Origin of the sequence: Kitasatospora sp. NPDC059812, assembly GCF_042732075.1 — a bacterium.
Lineage (GTDB): Bacteria > Actinomycetota > Actinomycetes > Streptomycetales > Streptomycetaceae > Kitasatospora.
In genome coordinates, this window is sequence record NZ_JBHWIO010000053.1 from 1 (window position 1) to 24,757 (window position 24,757).

The window sequence follows — 24,757 nt, forward strand, 5'->3', positions numbered from 1 at the left end:
TAAATACAGTTTTTTTGTGGGGGGCTGCTTCTTTTTTTTAAATCCAACCCCCCCACCCGTTTGGACCCGCGCCCCCGGGCGGCAAACCCCCCACGCCCCCCCCCACGGCCCCGGCCCATCGCCCGGACAACGTGCCGGACGGTCAGCCCACGGCCAGCCGCGTTCGACGCGCGACGCGGGCAGGTCCCGCCACCACGGTGCACCAGACCAGGGCCGCGCACAGGAAGGCCGCCGCCGCGAAGATCAGCGGTCCCGTGACGGAGTCGTCCCGCGCGCCGGCGGCGAGCGCGGCGGCCGCCGACAGGACGAGGGCGACGGCCGGCAGAGCCCGGGGGCTGCGCGCGACGCCCGGTGCGGCGGAGGCCGGCAGCAGCCAGAGCGCGAGACCGTAACAGGCGCAGCCCAGCAGCGCGGCCCCCAGCACGTCGCTGGGCCGGTGGTGGTAGAGCGCCTGCACGGCGCCGGCGGTGACGGTGAGCCACAGCATGCCGACCGCGGTGACGTAGGGGCGCAGGCGCGGGGAGGCGACGAGGGCGGCGCCGAGGACCAGCCCGATGGGGACGGCCGCGTGCCCGCTGGGGAAGCTCACCTCGGTGAGCATGGCGGGCGCGTTCACCAGGTCGGGGCGGGGCAGGACCATCTTGCTGCACACCTCGGTGCCCCCGAACGTGCCCAGGACGACCCCGATCGCCGCGCAGCCCTGCCACCAGCACCGCCGCACCAGGGCGACGACCACGATCACGGCCATCCCCACGACCAGGGTGGGCAGGGCGGTGAACTCCAGCGGGGGCATGGCCGCCGAGTCGAAGGTCGACCCCGACCAGTCGTAGATCCACGCCGGTTCGCCGCCGTTCCCGTTCATCAGGGAGTTCTCCCCCCGTTGCCCGAACGGGGTCCAGACGGCGAGCAGGTAGACCGCCAGGAACCCCAGGGCGCACAGCAAGGCCGGCAGCCACGGCCGTATCGACCGCGAAGGTCCCCCTCCGGCCGTGGTTCCCGGGGCCCGACCGGAGGCGTCCGGCCCGGGTGCGGGCAGGGCCTGGTGATCTTGCTGAGTCATCACTGTCTTTCTGCTCGGAACTCAGGGAGCCGCGAGCCCTGGTCGTAGACGACTTGGTTTGAACGGGGACGCCGACGGCGACGTCACGGTTCCCGTCCCGACACCGGACCCGGGGCGGGCGGCGGCGAGGCGCTCGGCGGCGTCATGCGGGGTGGATGAGGCGGCTCTCGTAGGCGAAGACCACCGCCTGTATCCGGTCGCGGAGTTCGAGCTTGTGCAGGATTCGCCCCAGATGGGACTTCACGGTCGCCTCCGCGAGGTACAGGACGGCCGCGATCTCCGTGTTGGACAGGCCGCAGCCCACCTGGACGAGCACCTCGCGTTCACGGGCGCTGAGTCGGCCCAGCCGGTCGTCGGGGTCGGCGCTGCTGCCGTCCGGGATGTGCGGGCGCAGGTGCTCCAGCAGGCGGCGGGTGACCCGCGGGGACACCACCGCGTCGCCCCCGGCGACGCTGCGTATCGCGGTGAGCAGTTCCTCGGGCCTGGTGTTCTTCAGCAGGAAGCCCGAGGCTCCGGCGCTGAGTCCGGCGAAGGCGTATTCGTCCAGGTCGAAGGTGGTGAGGATCAGCACTCTGCTCTGCGGGGAGATCCGGATGACCTGCCGGGTCGCCTCGATCCCGTCGATCCCGGGCATCCGGACGTCCATGAGGACGACATCGGGGCGCAGCTCCCGGGCGAGGCGGATGGCCTGGGCGCCGTCCGCGGCTTCGCCGACCGGTGCCATGTCGGGCTGGGCCTCCAGGACCGTGCTGAAGGCCATCCGGAGCAGTGCTTCGTCGTCGGCGATCAGGATGCGGATCGTCATGCGGACGCCGCTCCGCCGCTGTCGAGGAGGAGGCGGGTGTGGACTCCCCAGCCGCCACCCGGAAGCGGTCCGGCCCGCAACGTCCCCCCGTAGGCGGCCGAGCGCTCGCGCATGCCGGGGATGCCGTGGCCGGACGGTGTGGCGCCGGGAAGCGGCGGGCGGGGGCCGCTGTCGGTGACGTCCACGGTGACGGTCCCGGTCGAGCACCGTATCCGGACCTTCGCGCGTGTGCCGGCGGGTGTGTGTTTGAGGGTGTTGGTCAAGGCTTCCTGTACCAGGCGGTAGACGGTCAGTTGTGCGGTGGCGGGTATGTGGGTGTGGCCGCCCTGGACCTCGATGCGGGTCGGCAGCCCGGCGGCGCACATCTGGTCGGCGAGGGCCTCCAGTTGGGCGATGCCGGGTAGCGGGTGGCGTTCCGCGTCCGGTTCGTCGGTCCGCAGGATGCCCAGCGAGCGCCGCATGTCGGTCAGGGCCTGCCGGCCCGTCTCGGAGATCTGGAGCATCGCGGTGGTGGCCTTGTCGGGCGACCGGTGCTGCGCGTAGACGGCGGCGTCGGTGAGCGCGACCATGACGGACAGGTTGTGGGTGACGATGTCGTGCATCTCCCGGGTGATACGTGTCCTCTCCTCGGCGACGGCCAGTCGCGCCTGCTGTTCCTGTTGCTGCTCCAGGCGTGCGGCCCGTTCCTCCACGGCCGCGAGGTAGGCGCGCGTGGTCCGCACGTTCACACCCAGGACGGCGGCGGCGACGACCATCGCGGTGACCGCGACGAAGGGGGTCAGGAATGCGCCTTCCGTCGCCCAGCGCAGGCAGGCCAGCAGAGCCCCTGCCTCCACGACGGCACCGGCGACGAGTGTGCCGCGCCGGCCCGAGTTCGCGGCTGCCGTGTAGAGGGCCACCAACAGGCAGACGTCCGCCGGGAGTTGGACGTCCGTCAGCCACTGGACGAAGGCCGCGGCTGCCACGGTGCCGAACACCGTGAGCGGGGCCCGGCGCCGCCACAGCAGGGGCAGCGCGAGAGCGGCGGTGAGGGCGACGGCCACCGGCAGCTCATGCGGCGCGTGGGTGGTCACGATGTTGAGCAGGAGAAGCGTCGGCAGCAGCGCGTCCCACACCATGGGCGGCAGCCGAGAGCACCGGCGCCCGGCGGCTGTCACCAGTCGCGCCGCTCGTGCGGAGGCCAGGTCGGTGTATCTCGTCAGCCGTGAGGCCGTCCTCGCCCACCGCACCCGCGTCAACGCCCGCACCCGATCCCGGTAGGCATCGCCGGGTTCCGCGGCCGCCTCGGTCATCACACGTCCCTGTCGATTCGGCGTCATGGTGGCCCCGGCCGGGGCCTCCACCGCGTGCAGGCGGCCCTGTCACGGTAGGGCGCGGGCCCCAGGGAGCACATGCGTCCACCGTCTGATGGCACCGTGCCGAGGTACGACCGCAGGAGGAGTCCCGCTACCTCCCGTGGTCGTAGGGCGGCCGCCGATCCGGCGTGCTCGATTGCCACTCCGGTCGCACCGGGAGCTGCCACGGATTGCGACCCCGGTGGCACACGACGGCGACCCGGGATCGATGTGGCAGCGCGTACCCGGCGCCGAATATGGCCTGGTGACCGAGATCATCACGGGGCTGTACATGTCCCCCCTGGAAATCCTTGCCCTGCTGGGCGCCATCGCACTGGTGACGGCGCGCTGGCTTCCCCCCTCCGCCCGTCCACGCGTCACGATCGCGGCGGGAGCCGTTCTCGTACTGTCCGCGATCCTGCTGAGCGTGACGGGGATCCGCTGGCAGATGCTGCCGGTCCTGGCAGGCGCCGCCTTCGCGTTGCCGTTCGCCCTCTCCCCCCTGCTGCGGCCGCTCCGGCGCCGTCCCGGCCGACCCGCGTGGCGGGCCCGCTGGTGGCTGGCGCTGCCGGGATCGATGGCCTGCGTCGGCCTGATCGCCGCGGGCCCGGCGGCCGCGTGGGCCCTTCCTGTACCCGAATTCCCCACCCCGACAGGCGAGTTCGCGGTCGGCACCCGCCTGGTCCAGTGGACCGACCCGCACCGCCCCGAGACCTTCACCACCGATCCGGACGACCGGCGCACGGTCGTGGTCCAGCTCTGGTACCCCGCACAGAAGAGCCCCGCCGGCACGCAGCGGGCCCAGTACCTCGGACGCACGGAGCACGAGGCGCGCACCGTCTCCGACGCCCTCGCCCACCAGGTCGGCCTGCCGGGTTTCCTGGTCGACGGTGTTCCGCGTGCCCACACCCATTCTGTATTCGACGCCCCGGTGGACGGCGGGCGGGGGCGGTTCCCCGTCGTCCTGTTCTCTCCCGGGTCGGGCGGAGTACGCACCCAGAACACCGCCTGGGCGGAGGAACTGGCCAGCCACGGCTACGTGGTCGCCGCCCTCGACCACCCGTACGACTCCGCCGCCGTCGTCCTCTCCGACGGCCGGACGATCACCACCGAGACCACCTCCACCGGCGACCCGGACCAGGACGAGAAACTGGCGGCCGACTGGACAGCGATTCGGGCCGCCGACCTCGGCTTCGTCCTCACCCAGCTGGACGGTCTGGACCGGGGTGAGACCGCCGACCCGCTGAGCGGACACCTGGACACCGGCCGGGTCGCGGTGGCCGGACACTCCATGGGTGGTGCCGCCGCCCTCCAGGCAGCCCGGCAGGACCGCCGCTTCCACGCCGTCATCGATCTGGACGGCTTCCCCCACGGCCCCACCTCCCCCGCCCTCGACCAGCCGACGCTCGCGCTCACCCAGGCCGTCACCCCGGCAACCGACCCGCGCTACCTGCCCCGCCTCACCGAGGCGCTCAAGTCCAGCACCGCGACGAGCTATCGGCTCACCATCCCCGGCGCCGCACATCTCACGTTCATGGACGGCCCCCTGTATCTGCCGCCCGTGCCCTCGATCGTCGGCTCCCTGGGCCGCTCCGAGAGCCCGCGCGTCGTCGCCGCGGCCACCCTCGCCTTCCTGGACGGCACGTTGCGGGACAAGCCCGGCGACCTGGCCGGCGTTCTGCCGGCCTACGGCAACCTCACCGTCCACCGCCCGGACAGCAGCCGCTGACCAGCTGTTCCGGGGCACGTACGCCTGCCGGACGAGGACGGCGAGATCAGACGAGATCATCGGCCGGAGGGCCGCGCTCGAAACCGCCGGCAGGCGGCCCCGTGTCGTTGTTCACCTGTGTGCGAACGCGCGGAGCAGGCGTACGTACGGGGTCCAGCGGGCCGGGCGGGCCACCGTGCCCGTGCAGGCGAGCTCGGCGCGGTCCAGGCCGTCCTCCAGGCAGGCGTCGTGCATCGGGCGCCAGGCCGCCGGCCAGGTCAGGCGCTCCAGGCCGCCGGCCTTCATCGCGAGGGTGTGCCGCAGCAGGGTGCGTTCTTCGTCGACGGGCAGCACCGTGAACTCGTGGAAGCCGTGGAATCCGCGCGGCCCGCTGAAGGTGAAGCGGACCCAGACCCCGGGCACGTACGCGGTGACCGTGTAGCGGACCGGGCCGTGGCCGCCGGTCGCGCCGACCGCCAGTGGGCGGTCGAACTCCATCGCGGGCCAGTTCGCGTGCGCCCAGAGCCGGTCCGCCGAGCCGCCCGACAGGCTGTCGACGAGCGCGCCCACCTCGCTCGCCTTGGCGGCCAGCAGGCGCTCGTGCACGTTGTAGACGCCCATGCGTCCTCCCCTTCAGATTATTAGAGACCATCCTCTAATAATCTGGAGGGTACCCTCTGATTCATGGCGAGACCACCCCGATTCGACACCGACCAGATCCTCGACGCCGCCGTCCGGCTGGCCGCCTCCGCCGGGCCGGCCGGCGTGACCATGTCCGCCGTCGCCCAGGCGATCGGCGCGCCGAGCGGGTCCATGTACCACCGCTTCCCCGGCCGTACGGCCCTGCTCGCCGAGGTGTGGCTGCGGACCGTGGAGCGCTTCCAGGAGGGGCACTTCGCCGCACTCGGCAGCGCCCCCGACCCCCACCCGGCCGCCCGCGCGGTCGCCCGGCACGTCATCTCCTGGAGCCGCGCCCACCCGCAGGAAGCCTCGCTCCTCCTCTACGGCGCCGAGGAGTTCGGCCGCGCCGGCTGGTCCGAGGAACACAAGGAGCGCGCGGACCTCGGCAACCAACGCGTGCTCGACTCCATCGGCTCCCTCGCCGAAACCCTCGGCGCGGCGGGCCCCCAGGACCACGAGCGCATCACCCTGGCCCTGATCGACCTGCCGCTGTCCGTGGTCCGCCGCCATCTGCGCGCCGGGCAACCGCTGCCACCGCACGCGGAAGACCTCACCGAGGAATGCACGACGGCCCTGCTGGCCGGCGTGGAGGCTCCGCGGTCGGATGCCACCAAGCCGGAGACCTCCGCGGAGCTACACCGTCAGGCCTTGGCCGCCGGGGCGACGAGCGCCTGACGGACGGCGCAGTACCAGCTGGCAGGGCCGGTGGGGCAGTTGGGGCCGTCGACGTTGCGGGAGAGCGCGTATTCCCAGCCCGCGGCACCGGCGAAGTCCGGGTACTTGTCGGCAAGAGCGCGCAGGGTCCGCTGGAGGACCGGCATGTCGACGTAGCCCTCGCAGTCCAGGTTGTCGTTGGTGATGCCGGCGGCGACGACCTTGGACGCGGGGAACTGGTTCCGGATGACCGCGTCGTAGTCGGCGGTGTCGGCGAGGCTGCCGTTGCCGCAGTAGAACTGGGTGTTGTACCAGCGGATCAGGGGGCCGACCTGCTTCTCGAGCGTGCGGTAGTCGAGGAAGGGGAGGTTGCCGCCCTCGGGCACGGTGAGCTCGCCGGGCCCCGGGGCAAAAGTGATCAGGAAGTCCGGCCCGAAGTCGGAGCGCAGCTGACGGATGAGCCTCTCGGCGGTCGCCTCGTGGAACGCTTCCTCGACGTCGAGGTCGATGCCGTCCAGCCGGTACGTCCTGAGGGCGTCGCGGACGGGCGGGTAGTACATGCCGAAGTCCTTGTCGAGCAGCCCGTACGTCCCCTGCGCGGCGCCGCCGAGGAGCGCGGTGACCTTGACGCCCTTCGCCTGCACCGAGGCGATGTCACGCCACATCGGGACGTACTTGGCCGCGGAGGGCGGGTCGTCGTTCAGGGTGAGGATCGGGTACTGGGCGGGATCGTTGAGGTGGAACGCGGCCACCTCCACCACGTCCGCGTGACCGATCAGGGGCACCGGGGAGACGTACTGGCTGCCGGGGTCACCCGTGGTCGTGCCGGTCTGGTAGAACGCGACGACGTGACGGCTCGCCGACGCCTTCGCCGCGGGAGAGGTGCCTCGCACCCCGTCCGGGTGTCCGTGACTGCTCATGGGCGGGTTCCTCCTGAGTGCTCGGCCACAGCCCTGCTGTGGGTCACCAGGAAGCGTGCCGCCCCGCCCGGGAGGGTCGTGCGTATTCCCACCACGCGTCCTGGAATTCCACTCCGCCAGCCCCGTACCACCGCCGCCGCCCATCGGCCCGGCCCGCCGGGTCGAGGCCGGCGAGGTCGGTGTCGCGCTCGGCCCGACGGGCTCCCCGCCTCGCCGGTTCGGGGCAGGCTCAGTCGACGCAGAACTCGTTGCCCTCGATGTCCTGCATCACGATGCACGAATCGGTGCCGTCGTAGAGCAGTTGGACGCGTACCGCGCCGAGCGCGAGCAGCCGGGTGCACTCGGCTTCGAGCGTGGCGAGGCGCTCCTCGCCCACGAGCCCGGTGCCGACCCGCACGTCGAGGTGCACCCGGTTCTTGACGACCTTGCCCTCGGGAACGCGCTGGAAGAACAGTCGCGGGCCCACACCTGAGGGGTCGATGCAGGCTGACCACGAACCCCGGTCCTCGACAGGCTGGGAGCGGTCGTACTCGTCCCAGGTGGCGAACCCCTTCGGCGACGGCGATTCGTACCCCAGCACCTCGCACCAGAAGCGGGCGACCCGCCGGGGTTCCGCGCAGTCGAAGGTGACTTGGAACTTCTTGATCAATGACATAAGCGCACCATAACAGGGGGTCTCTTGCTCATCTCCCGTCAGGAATAAGCATGCTGACGGGAGGCCGGAACCTCGGCTAGCCGATCCGGCGACGGGACTGGACAACGAGCAGGACGGCCCCCTCAGGAACTTCGTCGTCCACCGCGATCCGGACCTCCGTGACCGTGCCGGGCCAGTCCGCGATCAGCTCCTGGCAGATCGCGTCGTTCTCCAGGACGGCCATGAGTTCGCCGCCCCGGACCGTCTGACCGGGCTCCACCAGAACCTCGGCCACGCACCACGGCACGCCCATCACGGCCTGCGCGGTGAACACCGCCGGCCCCAGCTCGCGCCAGACCGGCGGTACCAGCGGCCCGCCGATGCGCTGCTCGACCTGGTCGAGGGCTGCTCCGGCACACCGGGCGAACGAGGAGTCGTCCGCCAGGTGCTCGCGCAGCAACGGCCCGACCGCACGGACGTCACCCAGCCGCGCCAGCGTGTCCACCGCTTCGGACCGCGTCTCGGGATCCGCCAGGCACGCGGCGACGGCCTCGGTGTGATCGGCCGAACCGTTCTCGGCCAGACCCCGCAGCGCTCGACGGCGGTACTCCGGGCTACGGGTGCGCAGTTGGCGTTCCAGGAACGGCAGGGCTCGCGGATCCTTGATGTACTCCAGCGTCTCCATGAGTGCCGATTCCTGCGCAGGGTCCTCCGCAACCTCGTCGAAGAAGGTGTCCGGGAAGGCACGGGCAAGGTGTATCTGCGCTTCCAAGGGGCGCCGGTAGTCGTCCCGGTCGCGGCGCACGATCTCCGCCATGTCCCAGCCCGGCTCGGCCCGGCCCGCCCGAATGGCGAGGAGCCGACGAAGACTCGCCGGCCCCGCTGCCAGCAGGCTGTCGAGGGCGCGGTCGTCCCCATACAGGTAGTCCGTGAGGAGGCCGTCGATCGCCTCGTGTGCCAGGTCCATGGGGAGTCGGCCAGCTTTCAGTGGAGCAGCGGGTCAGGGTGGGCACCTTCTCCGCCGGACGGCGCCGCCCGGTTGCTCAACTATCGTTCATTGCGGGGGCACTTCCCGACAAACCAAGAAGGACGTCGAACCGGCCGACGACTCCGACTGCGGACGTGATGGCGGACCCGTGACAGGGCCCGCCACCGGTGAAGCGCCGCTTCGGCGAGGGAGAACCGGGAGCCACGGAGCCGCGCAGCCACGGACGTGCTAGCCGAACGACGTGGTGACGGTGTGGTGGAGCCGGGCGATCTCGGCTTCCCAGTCGGGGACCGCGCGGGCGGGGACCAGGATGACGTGTTCGACGCCGACGTCCGCGAACTCGGCCAGGCGCTCGCGCAACGCCCGGTCGCCGCCGACGGCATAGACGTCGCGGCTGGTGCAGCCCTGCTTGTGGGCCGAGACCTCGGCGTCCAGCTCGCGCCGGAGCTCGGGGGTGTCGATGGCGGGCGGCACGTAGACGAGCTGCACCGCGCGGGTGATGTGCTCGGTGCGGCCGAGGTGCTGCCGCTCCTCGTCCAGGACCTTCAGGCGCCGGCGGTACTCGGCGGGGGTGATGAACGCGGGGACCCAGCCGTCCGCGAGGGCGGCGACGCGCCGTACGGTCCTCTCCCGGCCTCCGCCCAGCCAGACGGGCGGCACCCCGGTCGGGCCGCTGCCGCTGGCTTCCCCGGCGGACTCCCCGACGAGGCGGCGCAGGCGGCGCAGGATGTCCTCCAGGGCGGCGGCCGCCTCGGCGGGGTCCCGGATGAGGGCCTCGCGGGGGCCGCCGATGCCGAGCTGGGCGACGAACCGGCCGTTCGACCGCCGGTACAGGTCGGTCAGTTCGCGGACCACCGCGGAAGGTTCCAGGCCGGCGGCGACCAGGACGTGCGGACCGAAGACCAGCGCGGACGTCCGGTGGGCCACTTCCCGTGCCAGCTCAAGCGGCGGGGGCATGCCGTCCCCGTTGTTGTTGTAGAACCAGAACGAATCGAATCCGTACTGCTCCACCACGTCGAGCAATTTCCACAAGTGGTCCCGCGTCACGTCATGACGCAACGAGGTACCGAAACAGAAGCCGAATTGCAGACCCATGAGACCTCCCTGTCGAGATATTGCCTGCTGGGCACGGCCGCCCGCCGGGCAGGTGGTCGATGAATTGGCGAGAGCCAGCTGAATACCGACTTCAGGTCCGTGATCCACAGGATTTCCCGCTCCTGTCGGACCCTTTCGAACCGTGTCGAAATAAGGGGTGTCCGCTCGTCGCACGCACTCGATGACGCGGATCCGGTGCACCTTCGCCTGGAACGTATCACAGGGGTCAAGCCTTCGAGAAGTACGCCAATCCTGACCCGGGGCTGGTTTACCGAGCCATATAACATCCTTTAACCAACCTTCGCAAGGTCCACAGGTTTCACCCAAATCAACGGTGCGATTCGCCCCAAAGTGCACCCTGGCACCGGCCCCGAGGCGGCAGGAGCGCCGGCGGAAGCGCCGGATCCGGTGTCGGGAGAGGCGGACGCAGCCCTATGTCCAGAAAGTCGCCCTCCCCGCACCTGCGAGAATAAGACATTCCGTTTGGTCGTTCTTGAAAAATTCCCAGGGCACATACAGACTCGTTTCGTGAACGGACCCCGGCAGGCCGGAGGTCCGACCCGGGGCACCGATCCCCGATGGCGCCGACCGCACCTTCACGTACGCGCCCCCGGTTCCCCGCTCAATTCGCCGTCACCGGCATCGGCCCGCTCACGGGCGAACTCTTCGAGTTTTCAGAGCCCCATGCCCGGATGGCCGCACAGCGACATTCTTCCTCTCGACACCCCGCACTCGGACCACCGGCCGAGTGTCGCCAGCACGTACGGAAGGGGCAACCGAAGTGAACAGGAGCGACCTGGTTTCGGATTCGGGTCCGGCATCGGATGCCGAATTCGCATTCCCGCTCTCGGCCCCGGAGTTCGGCATCTGGCTCACCTGTCGGGACCAGCCGGAGTCCTTCAACATCCACCGCGTCTGGGAACTGCGCGGGCAGCTCGACGAGCAGGCCCTGAAGGGCGCCGTCGAGGAGACCGTCGCCCGGCACCCCGTGTTCGCCCGCCGGCTCGTCGACGAGGACGGCGTGCCCTCCTGGGTTCCCGGCGCGCCGCAGCCGCGGTGGACCGCGGTGGACACGGCCGCCGTGGACACGGCCTCGGTGGACACGGCCGCGACGGCCGACGCCGCGCCCTGGGCGCCCGTCGGGCGCCACCGGTTCGACCTGAGACGCGACTGCCCCGTCCGCGTCGACCTGTTCCGGCACCGACCGGACCACCACGTGCTCTCCCTCCTGGTGCACCACATCGCGTGCGACGGGGCGTCGCTGGAGAACCTGCTGGCGGACATCGGTGCCGCGTACAACGCCCGCACCGCCGGCGAGCCCTCCTTCACACCGGAACCGGAACCAGCACCGGAACCGCCCGCGGCAGCGGCCCCACCCACGGCACCTGACCCGCCCGCGCCGGCGGAACCCTCCCGCTTCTGGCCCCTCGAACTGGCGGACGCCCAGTGGCCCGAGGCCCTGCCTCGCACCCCGGGCCCCCGGACGGCCGACGCCGACGTCCTGGTGCTCCCGCTGCCCCCGGACGAGGCCGACGCGGTGCGCGCGGCGGCCCGCCGCCTGCGCGTCACCCCGTACCTCATGGGACTCGCCGCCCTCTACGCGGCGTTCGCCACGCAGGGCAACGCCCCCGACGTCATGGTCGCCACGCCCTTCGCCTTCCGGACACCGGCCACCGTGTCGCTGGTCGGCTGCTTCGCGCGGATGGTCCCGCTGCGCCAGCGGTGGCCCTCGGGAGCCTCCGGCGCCGAGCTCTGCGACGGTGTGCGGCGGACCGTCGCCGAGGCGCTGTCCCACGCCCACGAGCCGATCCACGAGAGCGCGGACCTCTTCGACGCCGCGGCGCCCGGACTCACCGTCAGTTTCCAGCTGCGGGACCCCCTCCCGGGGCCGGCACTCGGCGGGCTCACCGTCCGCGCGATGGAAACGGTGCGTGAGCCGGCGGCGGCACCCGTCGCAGGCGCACCGGAGGCACCCGGAGCGACTGAAGCGACTGAACCCCCAGGGAGCCCTGAAGTCCCCGATGCCCTCGAAGCTCCCGGAGCCGCTCCCCCCGCCGAGCACCCCGGCGCGACGATCGGCCTCACGCGCTTCGACCTCGAATTCGACCTCTGCTTACGGGCGGACGACGCCTCGGTGACGGTGACGCGCCGGATGCGCGGCGGCACGACCAACGCGGCCGCCACCGAACTGCTCGCCGTCTACCGCCGGGTCCTGCTCGCCCTCGCCCGCGACCCCGGGGCACCGCTGCCCCGCTCGACGAGCGCGGCGACGCCGTCCCTGATCGTCGCGCCGGCCGATCCGTCGGAGCACGCGCAGCCCCTCATGGAGCGGTTCGACGCCTGGGTGCGCACACAGCCCCGGCGGCCCGCGGTGCGGTGCGGCGACGACCTCCTCACCTTCGCCGGCCTGGACCGCGAGGTCGCCCGGCTCGCCGCCGCCCTGCACCGCCACGGCGCGGGCCCGGGCACCGCGGTGGGCGTCCTGCGCGAGCGGGGCGTCGCCCTGGTCGCGTCCGTGCTGGCGGCGTGGCGGGTTCGGGCCCATGTCGTCGCCCTCGACCCCTCGCAGCCCGACTCCCGTCTCGCGTACGTCGTGGCGGACACCGGCACCCGTCTCGTGCTGTGCGACCCCGCGTCGCGCCACCGGCTCGACGCCTCGCTCACGATCGTCGACGAGGCCCCGAACGCCGAGAACGCGCACACCGAAGACGCCCGCGACGCCCGCGACGCCCGCCCCCACGATCTGGCATACGTCCTGCACACCTCGGGCACCACCGGCCGCCCCAAGGGCGTCATGGTCGAGCACCGGGGCCTCGCCGTCCTCGTCGACGCGCAGCCGGCCGGAGCCGGGGCCGCCCGGGTCGGCGTCACCGCCGCCGTCTCCTTCGACGTCTTCTTCCAGCAGCTCCTCTACCTCTTCCGGGGCAGCTGCCTGGTGGTGGCCGACCAGGCCACGTACCGCGATCCGCAGGCGCTGGTGGAGTGGGTCGAACGCAACGACGTGCGCCTGCTCAGCACCTCGCCGTCGATGTTCGCCGCCATGCGCCCCTTCGGAGTCGAGGAGATGTTCCAACGCACGGGCCTGGAGCTGGACTTCGGGGGCGAGGCGGTCGACGCCACGACCTGGCGCAGGCTGCGCGAGCTGGGTGTCAGGGGATCCAACGGCTACGGTCCGACCGAGGTCACGATCCAGACCACGTGGTGCGGTTTCGACGAGTACGGGATCCCCAGCATCGGCCGGCCCCTCGACGGCACCTCTGCCTACGTCCTGGGCGCCGACCTCCGCCCCGTGCCGGTCGGTTCCCGCGGCGAGCTGTATCTCGCGGGGCCGCTGGTCACCCGCGGCTACCTCGACGCGCCCGCGCTCACGGCCGAGCGCTACCTCCCGGACCCCTTCGCCCCGGCACCCGGCGCCCGGATGTACCGCACGGGGGACCGCGTCACCCTCGGTGCCGACGGGCACCTGATCTACCACGGCCGGACCGACCACCAGCTGAAGGTGCGCGGCCAGCGGGTCGACCCGTACGAGGTGGAGGAGGTGCTGCGCGCCGCGCCGGGCGTCCAGGACGCCTACGTGGCCCGCCGGGGCCCGACCGGGACGGCGGGGCTCCTCGCCTGGGTCACCCCCCGCCGCCCGGGGCCGGTTCCGGTGCCGGGGGAGCTGCGCGGCCTCGCGGCCCGGCGGCTGGCGCCCGCCGCGGTGCCCGCGCACATCGAGGTCGTCGACGCGTTCCCGCTCACGCTCAGCGGCAAGGTCGACGAACGCGCCCTGCCCGTGCCCGCGCCCGTGCGGCCGCCGGACGGCGGCGCGGACCCCGTCGTCCGGCTCTGGGCGCTGACGCTCGGCCGCCCGCCCGCCTCGAACGGGGACAACTTCTTCTCCTGCGGCGGGAGTTCACTGGACGCGGCCCGGCTCGTCGCCGAGGTCAACCAGGAGTGCGGGGTGCGCGTCGACCTCGCCTCGTTCTTCGGCGACCCCACACCGGAAGGGCTGCGGCACCTGATCGCGCGGGCCGCGCCCGCCGGCGGCGAGGGCCCGTCCACGGCTGCGCCCGCCGGTCTGTCGGCCGCCCAGCGGCGGCTGTGGCTGCTGCACCGGGCGGAGCCGGACAGCCACGAGTTCACCGTGTACTGGGCGCTGCGGCTGAGCGGTCCGCTGGATCCCGCGCGCCTGCAGTCGGCCTGGCGCGACGTGCTGACCGCCCACCCCGAGACGCGGCTGCGGGTCATCGACGACGACGTGGCCCCCGGGCGCGGGCAGTGGCCCCTCACGGCGTTCACCGTGGGCGTACGGGACGTGCCCGGGCACGCCCTGGCGGAGCACCTGCGGCGCGTGGCCCACCGGCCCTTCGACCTGTTCGAGGAGCCCTTGGTCGAGCTGCGGGTGCTCAGGACCGGCCCCGAGGACCACGTACTGGTCTTCGTCGGCCACCACCTCGTGCTCGACCGCCGCTCCACGGAGCTGATCACCGAGCAGTTGCTGAGCCGGCTGGCCGGCGGCCCGGCGCTCCCGCCTGCCTCGGCGGGCGCCGTTCCCGGGCCGTCGCCCGCCGAGGCCGAACGGCTGCGCCGGTTCTGGGCCGAGGAGCTCGCCGGCGTCTGCGCCCACTCGCCGGTCGCCCTCGGCGGGCCCCGGCCGGGCCCGCACCGGCGCACCGCGGCGACGGTCGGCGTCCCGCTGGACGCGGCGCAGTGGCGGCGCGTGACGGAGGCGGCGCGGACGCATCGCACCACGGCACTCGTCCTCGTCCTGTCGGCGTTCGCGGTCACGGCCGACCGGTACGGCGCGGCGGGCGACGTCCTGGTCGGTACCACCATGGACGTCCGACCGCCCGGCTTCAGCGAGGCCGTCGGCCTCTTCGTCAACCCCGTCCCGGTACGGCTGCGCCCCCGCCCCGGCGGCACCGCCGGCGAGGCGGTCGCCCAGGCGCACGCGGCCCTCCTGCGGGCGCACGCGCACCGCGCGCACCCCTTCGACGAACTCGTCCGGGAGCTCGGTCTGCGGGCCGGTCCGGGGCAGGCCCCCCTGTTCCAGGTGCTGGTCGACCATGAGCAGCCGGCCACGGCGACGGCCGCGCCGCCCGGCGTCCGCGCCCGCCCGGTGGAGATCCCGCCGGCCATCGCGAAGTACGACGTCGAGATCCTGCTCCGGGAGACCCCTGACGGCGCCCGGCTGGACGTGCTCCACCGCACCGACCGGTGGACGACGGACCAGGCCTGGCAGCTGGCCGAGCGGATCCGCGGGGCGCTGCTCGCGCTGGCCGCCGAGCCCTCCGCGCCGGCCGCGCTCCCCGTGGCGCTGGACCCGGGGCGCCTCCCCCTGGAGTGGGGGCGGGGCCCGGAGCCGTTCGCGCCGGTGGTCCCGGTGAGCGAGCTCGTCGCCCGGATCGCCCGGGAGGCGCCGGAGCGGACCGCGGTGGTCGCCGGGGGCGAGCAGCTCACGTACGGGCGGCTGCGGGCCGACGCCCTGGACCTCGCCGCCCGGCTGACGGCCCGGGGCGCGGGCCGGGGCGCCCGGGTGGCGGTGCTGACCGAGCGGTCCGCGGGCCTGATGACCGCGCTGCTCGGCGTGCACTTCGCCGGTGCCGCGTACGTCCCGCTCGATCCCCGGCACCCCGACTCCCGCATGGCGGCGTGCCTGGCCGACTGCGGGGCCTCCGCCGTCGTCACCGACGCGGCCATGGCCGGGCGGGCGGCGTCGTTCGGGCTGCCGCTGGTCCCGCTGCTCCCACTGGCCCCACTGCCCTCGACGGCCGATCCGGGCGCCGACCGGAGCGCCGAGCCCGCCGTCCCCCTCCCGCCCGGACCGCACGATCCCGCGTATGTCATCTACACCTCCGGGACGACCGGGCGGCCGAAGGGCGTGGTGATCGAGCACGGCACGCTGGCGGCCTCCACGGCCGCCCGCCGCACCGTCTATCCGGGGCGGCCGGTCTTCCTGCTGCTATCGCCCGCGGCGTTCGACTCGGCCGCGGCCGGCATCTGGGGGACGCTGTCGGCCGGTGGCCGCCTGGTCGTCGCGAGTGACGACGAGGTCCGCGACCCCGAGGCCCTGGTCGCGCTGATCGCCCGGCACCAGGTCACCCGGCTGCTGTGCGTGCCCTCGCTCCACGCCCTGCTGCTCACCGCCGCCGACCGGGCCGGCCCCGACGCGGTGCGCAGCCTGCGCGAGGTCGTCACGGCCGGGGAGCCGCTCCCGGACGAGCTGCTGCGGCGCCACTTCGCCGTCCTGCCCCGGGTGGCGCTGGTCAACGAGTACGGGCCCACCGAGGCCACCGTCTGGGCGAGCTACCGCCGCTACCACGGGCCGGAGGCCGTCGACATCGGCGGCCCGGTGCCGGGGTACCGCCTCTACGTCCTGGACCACGCCCTGCGCCCCGTCCCCCCGGGGGTCGACGGCGAACTGTACGTCGGCGGCGCGGGCGTGGGCCGGGGGTACGTCGGCCGGCCCGCCGAGACGGCCGGCGCCTTCCTGCCCGACCCGTTCAGCGGCGAGCCGGGGGCCCGGATGTACCGCACCGGCGACCGGGTGCGGTGGCGGGCGCCGGAGGCGCTCGCCTTCGTCGGCCGGCTGGACCACCAGATCAAGGTCCGGGGCCACCGGGTGCAGCCCGCCGAGGTGGAGGCGGCGCTGCGCGGCGCCGAGGGCGTCCGGGAGGCGGCCGTGGTCGCCGACGGCGGCGCCCGCCTCGTCGGCTTCGTCACCGGCGGCGGACGGCCGGAAGCCGTACGGCGCGAAGTCGCGGAGCTGCTGCCGGAGTTCATGGTCCCCGCCGCCGTCCACGGGCTGGAGCGGCTGCCCCTCACCCCCAACGGCAAGGTCGACCGACGGGCCCTGGAGCAGGAGGCGGACCGGCGCCGGGCCTCGGCGCTCGCCCAGCCCGCCGGGGACGTGTCGCCCGGGCACGCGGCGGTCACCGCGGCGTGGCGGGAGGTCCTGGGCGTCGTCGACGTTCCCGGCGACGTCAACTTCTTCGACCTCGGGGGGCATTCGCTGCTGGTGCCGGCGCTCCAGGAGGCCTTGCACCGGCACACCGGCGTCCGGCTACCGATCCTCGACCTCTTCCGCCACAGCACCGTCGCCGACCTCGCGGCCCGGCTGGCCCGACCGGCCGGCGCGACGACGGACACGCCGCCCGCCCCCGGGGCGGACCCACCGCCCTCAGCCGGGTCGTCCCGTCGCCGACGCGGCGACGCGGCCCGTACGCTCCGCGACCGCCGCGCCCAGGAGGCCGACCGATGAACCGCGACCGTTCCCTCGACATCGCCGTCACCGGCATGACGGGGCGCTTCCCCGGAGCGGCCGATCTGGCACAGCTGTGGCAGGCCCTGCGCGACGGGCGGGTGCTGACCCGGCGCCTGAGCCGGGAGGAGCTGGCGGCCCGTGGCGTCCCCGCGTCCCTCGCCGACGATCCGGCCTACGTCCCCGTCCACGGGCCGCTCGACGATGCCGACCGCTTCGACCACGAGTTCTTCGGCGTCAGCCCCCGCGAGGCCGGGCTGACGGACCCGCAGCACCGGCTGCTGCTGGAATGCGCCTGGGCCGCCCTGGAGGACGCCGGCCACAGCGTCACGGCCGGCGACGGGCTGCGGACGGCGGTGTACGCGGCCGCCAGCGGCAGCGGCCATCTGCGGGCCCTCCTGGCCTCCGGCTCGCTGGCGCCCCCGGAGTTCGAGGAGGCGCTCCTCGTCAACGAACGCGACTTCCTCGCGACGCGCATCGCCTACAAACTGGGGCTGACCGGGCCCGCGCTCACCGTCCTCACGGCCTGCTCCTCCTCGCTCGTCGCGGCCCACCTGGCCGTCCAGGCGCTGAACAACGGGGAGTGCGACCAGGCCCTGGTGCTCGCCGCGTCGGCCAACGCCCCCCAGGCGGGGCACCTGCCGATGGCCGGCGGAGTGATGTCGCTCAGCGGGCACTGCCGCCCCTTCGACGCCTCGGCGGACGGCACCCTCGGCGGCTCGGGGGCGCTGGGCGTCGTCCTGCGCCGCCACGAGGACGTGGCGGGCGGCCCGCTCCCCCTGCACGGAGTGCTGCTGGGCTCCGCCGTCAACAACGACGGCACCGCCAAGGCGGGCTTCCTCGCGCCGTCGGCGGCGGGCCAGGAGCAGGCGATCCGCGCCGCGCTCGCCGCCGCCGACGTCGACGCCGCGTCCGTCGGCTACCTGGAGAGCCACGGCACCGGCACCCGCGTCGGCGACCCCATCGAGTGGTCCGCCGCCTCGGCGGTGTACCGGTCACTGGGTGCCGCTCCCGGCAGCATCCCGGTCGGCGCGCTCAAGGCGACCATCGGCCACCTCGACGCCGCCGCCGGACTCGCCGGGCTGGTGAAGGCACTGCTGGTGCTCCGGCACGGGTACGTGCCCGCGCTTCCCGGGCTGAACCGGGCCAATCCGCTGCTGGAACGGGAGGACTCGCCGCTGTCCCTGCCCACCGAGGCCGGGCCGTGGCGGGGCCCTCAGCCGCGCCGGGCCGCGGTGAGCTCGTTCGGCGTGGGCGGGACCAACGTGCACATGCTGGTGGAGCAGCCGCCGGAGCCGCCCGCCGCGCCGCCCGCCCCGCCGTCCGCCCCGCCGTCCGGGCGGGAACGGCTGGTGGTGCTCTCCGCGAAGGACCCGCGGGCCCTCGCCCGCATGCGGGAGCGGCTCGCCGCGCACCTGGAGGACGCCGAAGCCGCCCCTTCGCTGGCGGACGTCGGCCGGACCCTCACCCGGCGGGCGGTGCTCCCGTACCGCTCCTCGACGGTGGGCACGAGCGTGGCCGAGGTCGTGGCGGCGCTGCGGGCCCCGGCCGAGCCGGCACCGGAACCCGCCACGCACCCCGCCCCGGCGCTGCTGCTCTTCCCGGGGCAGGGAACGCAGTTCCCCGGCATGGCGGCGCCCTTCGCCGCCGCCCTGCCCCCGTTCGCCGACGCGCTGGACTCCTGCCTGGCCGCCTTCTCCCCCGGGCTCGCCCGCGAGGTCGACGAGGCGCTGCACGACGCCTCCTTCCCCGCCGAACGGCTCGCCCGGACGGCGCTCGCCCAGCCCGCGCTCTTCGCCGTCGAGTACGCCGCCGGGACGGCGCTGCTCGCCCTGGGCCTGGTGCCCTGCGCGCTGCTCGGGCACAGCCTGGGGGAGATCACGGCGGCGACCCTGGCCGGCGCCCTCGCCCTCGACACCGCGGCCCGTCTGGTGGCACGCCGGGCCCAGCTGATGCAGGACTGCGCCCCGGGCGCGATGGTCTCCCTGGCCTGCGGCGAGGCCGAGGCCCGGGCCCTGCTGGCCGAGACCGGCGCCGAGCTGGGCGTCGCGGCGGTCAACGCCGCCACGAGCACCGTGCTCGCCGGGCCCCCCGAGGCGGTGGCGGCCTTCCGGGAGCGGGTCGGCGGCCGGTACGCGGCCAAGGTGCTGCGGTCGTCCCGCGCCTTCCACTCCCCGCTGATCGAACCGGCGGCCGAGGCGCTGCGGGGCACACCGGCGGCCGCCGAGGTGCGCCCCGCCGTCCTGCCGTGGATCGAGAACACGGAGGGGCAGCTGCTGCCCGAGGGCTCGCTCACCGACCCCGGCCACTTCGCCCGGGCCGCCCGCCGGCCGGTGCGCTTCGCGGACGCGCTGGCGACGGCCCGGGCGAAGTTCCCCGACGCCGTCGCGGTCGAGGTGGGGCCCGGCCGGGTGCTGAGCGGCTTCGCGGAAGCCGCCGGGCTGCCCGCGATCCCGCTGCTGGGCTCCTCGCCGCCGGCCCCCGCCGCACCGGCACACGCCCCGGCCGCTTCCACCGCCCGCCCGGTGCTGGCGGCGATCGGCCGGCTGTGGTGCTCCGGCCTCCCCCTGGACCTCTCCCCGCTCCAGGCGCCGGGGCGCTCCGTCCCGCTGCCGACCTATCCGTTCCACGGCCCGCGCCATCCGGTGCCGGCCGCCCCGGCACCCGGAGCACCGCCAGGACCACCCGCCCGGGCGGCCGTCGCCGACGCGGCCGAGCCCGTCGCGGACACCCCCGTCGCGGACACCCCCGTCGCGATCCTCCGCGCCCTGTGGGCCGAACAGCTGGGGGTGACCGACGTGCCCGACACGGCCGACTTCTTCCAGCTGGGCGGTGACTCGCTCACCGTGGCCCGGCTGGCGCGCGGGATGAGCCGCCGGTTCGGCGTCGACGTCCCCGTCGGCGAGCTGTTGCGGGCCCGGTCCATCGGGCTCCAGTACGCGCTGGTCGAGCGGTTGATCGCCCAGCAGATCCTCGACGAGGCCGGGGAGGAGCTCGGATGACCGCCTCGCCCCTCGACCGGCTCGCCCCCGGGCAGCGCGCCGAACTGGCCGCCCGGCTCCAGGGGCGCAGCCCCGCGGCCGCGCCACCGGCGGCTTCCGTACCGGCACCGGCCCCTTCGGAACCGGCGCTCCCGTCCCGCCCGGAGGCCGCGGCCGGCAGCCATCCCCTCTCCGTCACCCAGTACCGGATGTGGCTCGCCGAGCAGGCGTCCCCCGCCGCGTCGGCGGCCTACACCGTGCCCCTGGCCCTCCAGCTCGCGGGCCCGCTGGACATCGACCGGCTCCGCGTATGCCTGGACGCCCTCGCCGCCCGCCATCTGGCCCTGCGAACCCGTTTCGGCCAGGAGAACGGGGTGCCCCGGCAGCGCTTCGACCTGCCCGCCCGCATCCCGCTGGAGGTGCGGGAACTGCCCGCGGGAGCGCCGGAGCGGGACCGGGCCCTCGACGCCGAGGCGGCACGCCCGTTCCGCCTGGACCGGCCCCCGTACGTCCGCGCCGTCCTGCTGGCCCAGGGGCCGCAGCAGCACACCCTCCTCCTGACCTTCCACCACGCCGTCTGCGACGGATGGTCGTTGGGGGTGCTGATCGACGACCTGCTGGACGCGTACACCGCCGGGGACGGCCCCGGTTCCACCCGCCCCGCGCCGGGCGCCCAGCACCTCGACTACGTCCGCTGGGAGCAGTCGCCGGACGGGCGGGCCGCGCTGGCCGCCCACGCCGCCCACTGGGCCCGCTCCAGCGGCCGCGCCGACGACGGAGCCGACGACGGGGCCGAACTCCCCTTCGCCATCGACCCGGCCAGCACGGAGCAGGCCGCCACGCAGCAGGCCACCGCGCAGCAGGCCGCCCGGATGCCGCACGCCGAGCTGGCGCTGCCCCCGGACCTCACCCGGCAGGTCCACGCGTTCGCCCGGCGGCACTCCTGCACGGCGCACGCGGTGTGGCTCGCCGCGTTCGCGGCCACCTGGAGCGCGGTCACCGGCACCCGGACGGCCTCCGTGAGCGTTCCCACCGCCAACCGGGCGGCGGAGCGCTACGACCTCACCGTGGGCGCCTTCGTCTCCGCGATGCCCCTCGCCCTGTCCCTGCCCCCCGCGCTGGGCTTCGCCGCGCTGGCCCGGCGGACCGGCGAGCAGCTCCTGACCGGCTCGCAGCACCCGACCCTCCCCCTGACCTCCGACGACACCGCCGTGCCCGTACCCGCCGCCGCCTTCGTCCTGACCCACGAGGACAACCGGCCGCGCCCGGCCGGCCCCCTCACGGTCACCCCCCTGCCGGTGCGCGTCCAGGGCGACCAGGGCGCGCTGACCGTGCAGCTCACGGAACACGCCGACACCGCCGTCGTCCGGCTGACCGGCTCCCCGCAGCACTACACCGACGCGGCCCTCGCCCGGCTCGGGCGGGCCTACCGACGCTGCCTCGCCTCCGTGCTCGCCGCCCCCGACGCACCGCTGGCCGCCCTGGACGCACGCGACCCGGCCGAGCGCGCGACCATCGCGGCCGCCTCGACGGCGCCGCCCGCGGCCGGGGCCCGCCTGCCCTACGACGCCTTCGCGGACTGGGCGCGGCGCACCCCCGAGGCGTTCGCCGTCCGGGACGCCGCCGACGGCCACCTCACCTACCGGGCACTGCACGAGCGCACCGAGCGCGCGGCGGCCCACCTCGCCCTGGCCGGGGTCGGCCCCGGCTCCGCGGTGGCCCTGGACGTGCCGGCGGGCGCCGACTATCCGACGCTGGCCCTGGCGGTCTGGCGGCTCGGCGGCTGGATCATCGCGCTGCGCCCCGACGACCCCGCGGAACGCCGCCGCGCCCTGCTGCGCAGCGCCCGGGCGGACTTCCTCGTCCGCACGGCCGACGCCCCCGGGCACGACGCCGACGGCCCCGATGCCAACGAGGGCCGTACCGACGGGGACCACGCCACCGAGGACCGTGCCACCGGGCACGACGCCGACGGCGGCCCGCCGGGGAGGGCCCTGCGGACGATCCGGCTCCCCCGAGGGGGCGCGCGGGAGCTCCCGGCCACCGGCACGGCGGTGCCGCCCGTGGCCCGCACGGGCCCGCAGGACCTGGCCTACGCGGTGTTCACCTCCGGCACGACCGGTACGCCCAAGTGCGTCCCGGTGCCGCTGGGGGCGCTGGCCAACGAACTCGCCTGGCGCCGCGAGGCGATCGGCCTCGCCGCCCCCGACCGGGTGCTCCAGACCATTCCCCTGGTCTTCGACCCGTCGCTGTGGCAGTGCTTCGGACCGCTGGTCGCCGGGGCCGGCGTGGTCTTCCCCGGCGTCGACCTCGGGGCGCATCCGGCCGCCCTCGTGGAGGCAGCCCTTGAGCACTGCGCGACCGTGGTCGACGTCGTCCCGTCCCTGCTCGCGGCCCTGGACGACGAGGATCTGCGCCGGCTGCCGGCCCGGGTCGTCTTCTGCGGCGGGGAGGCGCTGCCCTCGGCGCAGGCCGACCGCTACCTGCGCGTCGGCCGCGGTGAACTGCGCAACCAGTACGGGCCGTCCGAGACCTGCATCGACGCCACCTCGTACCGGTGCACGGCGGGGGCCGAGGGCGGCACCGCCCCCGTGGGCCACCCCGTCTCCGGCGTGCGCCTGCACATCCTCGACGGCGCGCTGCGTCCGGTGCCGATCGGGGTCACCGGCGAGCTGTACATCGGCGGCACCGGGGTGGCACGAGGCTACCGGGACCGTCCGGCCGAAACGGCGGCCCGATTCCTGCCCGACCCGACCGGTCCCCCGGGCTCGCGGATGTACCGCACCGGGGACCGGGTGCGGTGGAACGCCGACGGGAGCGTGCAGTTCGTCGGCCGCAGCGACAACCAGGTCAAGGTGCGCGGCCACCGGGTGGAGCTGGAGGAGGTGGACCGGCACGTCGTGGACGCGCCGGGGGTGCGGGAGGCGGCGACCGTCGTCGTCGGGGAACGCGTCAGCCGCCTGGTGGGCTTCGTCACCGGCGAGCCCGCCCCGGACCCGGCGGCGGTGCGCGCCCATCTGGCCCGTACCCTCCCGCCGTACATGGTGCCCGGCGAGATCCGGGTGCTCCCGCGGCTGCCGGTGACCGCCAACGGCAAGGCGGACCGCCGCGCGCTGCTGGCCATGGTGCGCTCCGCGCGCACGGCGGCCGGCCCCGCCGCCCACGACCAGGTGGCCGCCGCCGTGGTGGAGGCGTTCGCGGCGGCGCTCGACCGGCCGTCGGCCACCCTGGACGACCATCTCTACGACCTCGGCGGGGCGTCGCTGGGGGCGGCCCGGATCGCCTCCGTGCTGAGCCGGCGCCTCGGGGTGGAGGTCCCCGTGCGCGCCGTCCTGACGCATCCGCTGGCCGCCGAACTCGCCACCGAGGTCAGGACGTTGCTCGCCACCGCGCGGCCGCTTCCCGCCGACGGCGCCGGAGCCGACGGTTCCCAGACGCCCGAACAGCTCCTGGTGGCCCAGCAGGAACGGGCCCTCGGACACCCCGCTCCCCCGATTCCACTGCTGCTCAGGCTCGATGCCCCCGTGGATCCGCAGGACGTGGAGCGGGCGGTCCGCGCACTGGTCGCCCGGCACGAGGCCCTGCGGCCGACAGCCCCGGAGGCGACACCGGGGGCCGCCGGAACGGGACAGCACGACGCGTGGCGGCCCTGCCCCGTGGCCCCGCTGCCGGACCGGCCCGCCCAGGTCCACTGGGACACCGCACTGGTCGAGCGGCCGCTGCCCGCAGGATCACCGGGGCTGGAGGTCGTCCTGCTGGCCGGGGAGGACGGCACCGTCCGGCACCTGCTGCTGAGGCTGGCCCGCCACCGGGGCGACGGCGCCTCCGTGGGCATCCTCGCCGACGAGCTCCTCGCCCTGCTCGCCGGACGCGACCTGCCCCGACCGGCCCCGCGCTACAGCGACTACGCCCGCGCCAGGGCCGTCCGACGCACGGCCCGGCGCGCCGAGCTGGAACGGTACTGGCGCACCAGCCTGGGCCCGGTTCCCCCGGACCCGTTCGCCGAGCGCCGCACCGGCCCGAGGACCTTCCGCAACCACGGGGTGCGGAAGGTCCTCCCCGCCGACGCGTACGCACGCCTCCAGCAGGCGGGCCGGACGGCGGGGACGACCACCACGGCCGCCTTCCTCGACCTGCTCGGCCGGATCGTCTCCCGGCTGTCGGGCGGCACGTCCACGGTGATCGGCATGCCGGTCTCCCACCGCTCGGCGGCCACCGAGGAATCGCTCGTCGGCCGCGCCGTCGACCTGCTGCCGGTGGTGCTCGGCGCCACCGGGGCCGGCCACGCCCACCGGGCGCTGCTGTCGGCCCTGGACCACGCCGACCTGCCGCTGCTGCACATCGCCGAGCTCGCCGATCCGGTCGACCCCGCGGTCCGGCCGCCGGTCTGCGCGGCCGGGCTGGTCGTCCACGGGCCGGAGGAGAACCCGGCCGTGGTGCCGGACGACCTGCCCCACGACACCGTGCCCGAGCACTGGGCGGACCTCGACCTCGTCCTCCACGTGCAACCGGCCCGCTCGGGAGGGTGTTCGGTGCTCCTGACCGGAGCCGTCGGCCTCTTCCCGCAGGCCGAACTGCGCGGACACCTCGCCCGGGCCCTGGCGGAACTCGAACCCGACCAGAGCTGAGCTACGCCCCACCCGTACCTCCCACG

13 protein-coding genes are annotated in these 24,757 nt (G+C 74.6%); 5 read left to right on the plus strand and 8 right to left on the minus strand.

All coding sequences use genetic code 11. The features are described from left to right. Positions 1-142: 142 nt before the first annotated feature. From ACFV6D_RS24430 to ACFV6D_RS24440, 3 genes are all read right to left on the minus strand, one after another. The gene (locus tag ACFV6D_RS24430; RefSeq protein ID WP_380561107.1) at positions 143-1,060 is read right to left on the minus strand and encodes a phosphatase PAP2 family protein; all 918 of its coding nucleotides are present in this window, start codon (positions 1,058-1,060) and stop codon (positions 143-145) included. A gap of 142 nt (positions 1,061-1,202) precedes the next feature. Continuing rightward, positions 1,203-1,865, minus strand: a complete 663-nt coding sequence (locus ACFV6D_RS24435) for a response regulator (protein WP_380561108.1) — start codon at positions 1,863-1,865, stop codon at positions 1,203-1,205. Further along, positions 1,862-2,983, minus strand: coding sequence for a sensor histidine kinase (locus tag ACFV6D_RS24440; protein WP_380561109.1), 1,122 nt, complete (start codon positions 2,981-2,983; stop codon positions 1,862-1,864). The genes ACFV6D_RS24435 and ACFV6D_RS24440 overlap by 4 nt, the downstream gene beginning before the upstream one ends. Positions 2,984-3,428: 445 nt before the next feature. On the opposite strand from ACFV6D_RS24440, the gene ACFV6D_RS24445 reads away from it, so the two are divergent. After that, complete coding sequence (locus ACFV6D_RS24445; protein ID WP_380561129.1) at positions 3,429-4,928, plus strand: alpha/beta hydrolase family protein; 1,500 nt, start codon at positions 3,429-3,431, stop codon at positions 4,926-4,928. Positions 4,929-5,039: 111 nt separating this feature from the next. Here ACFV6D_RS24445 and ACFV6D_RS24450 read toward each other — a convergent pair whose 3' ends face one another. Then, entirely contained in the window at positions 5,040-5,528 is a 489-nt protein-coding gene (locus ACFV6D_RS24450; RefSeq protein ID WP_380561110.1) for an SRPBCC family protein, read from the minus strand. 63 nt (positions 5,529-5,591) lie between these two features. Here ACFV6D_RS24450 and ACFV6D_RS24455 point away from each other — a divergent pair, with 63 nt between their 5' ends. Continuing rightward, complete coding sequence (locus tag ACFV6D_RS24455; protein WP_380561111.1) at positions 5,592-6,263, plus strand: TetR/AcrR family transcriptional regulator; 672 nt, start codon at positions 5,592-5,594, stop codon at positions 6,261-6,263. Here ACFV6D_RS24455 and ACFV6D_RS24460 read toward each other — a convergent pair. The 4 genes from ACFV6D_RS24460 to ACFV6D_RS24475 form a co-directional block, all read right to left on the minus strand. Continuing rightward, complete coding sequence (locus ACFV6D_RS24460; RefSeq protein WP_380561112.1) at positions 6,230-7,162, minus strand: chitinase; 933 nt, start codon at positions 7,160-7,162, stop codon at positions 6,230-6,232. The two genes, ACFV6D_RS24455 and ACFV6D_RS24460, sit on opposite strands and share 34 nt — an antisense overlap. Positions 7,163-7,391: 229 nt before the next feature. Then, positions 7,392-7,817, minus strand: coding sequence for a VOC family protein (locus ACFV6D_RS24465; protein WP_380561113.1), 426 nt, complete (start codon positions 7,815-7,817; stop codon positions 7,392-7,394). Positions 7,818-7,893: 76 nt separating this feature from the next. Then, positions 7,894-8,763, minus strand: coding sequence for a HEAT repeat domain-containing protein (locus ACFV6D_RS24470; protein ID WP_380561114.1), 870 nt, complete (start codon positions 8,761-8,763; stop codon positions 7,894-7,896). Positions 8,764-9,012: 249 nt separating this feature from the next. Beyond that, positions 9,013-9,879 carry an LLM class flavin-dependent oxidoreductase gene (locus ACFV6D_RS24475; protein ID WP_380561115.1) on the minus strand — a complete coding sequence of 289 codons (867 nt, stop codon included), beginning with the start codon at positions 9,877-9,879 and terminating at the stop codon, positions 9,013-9,015. A gap of 781 nt (positions 9,880-10,660) precedes the next feature. Here ACFV6D_RS24475 and ACFV6D_RS24480 point away from each other — a divergent pair. Genes ACFV6D_RS24480 through ACFV6D_RS24490 form a run of 3 tightly spaced genes read left to right on the plus strand, consistent with a single transcriptional unit; the run spans position 10,661 to position 24,731 of the window. Continuing rightward, on the plus strand, positions 10,661-17,122 hold the full coding sequence (locus tag ACFV6D_RS24480; protein ID WP_380561116.1) for an amino acid adenylation domain-containing protein: 6,462 nt from the start codon (positions 10,661-10,663) through the stop codon (positions 17,120-17,122). Further along, entirely contained in the window at positions 17,119-20,124 is a 3,006-nt protein-coding gene (locus tag ACFV6D_RS24485; protein WP_380423458.1) for a type I polyketide synthase, read from the plus strand. The genes ACFV6D_RS24480 and ACFV6D_RS24485 overlap by 4 nt, the downstream gene beginning before the upstream one ends. Continuing rightward, the gene (locus ACFV6D_RS24490) at positions 20,121-24,731 is read left to right on the plus strand and encodes an amino acid adenylation domain-containing protein (protein ID WP_380423457.1); all 4,611 of its coding nucleotides are present in this window, start codon (positions 20,121-20,123) and stop codon (positions 24,729-24,731) included. The genes ACFV6D_RS24485 and ACFV6D_RS24490 overlap by 4 nt, the downstream gene beginning before the upstream one ends. Positions 24,732-24,757 lie beyond the last annotated feature (26 nt).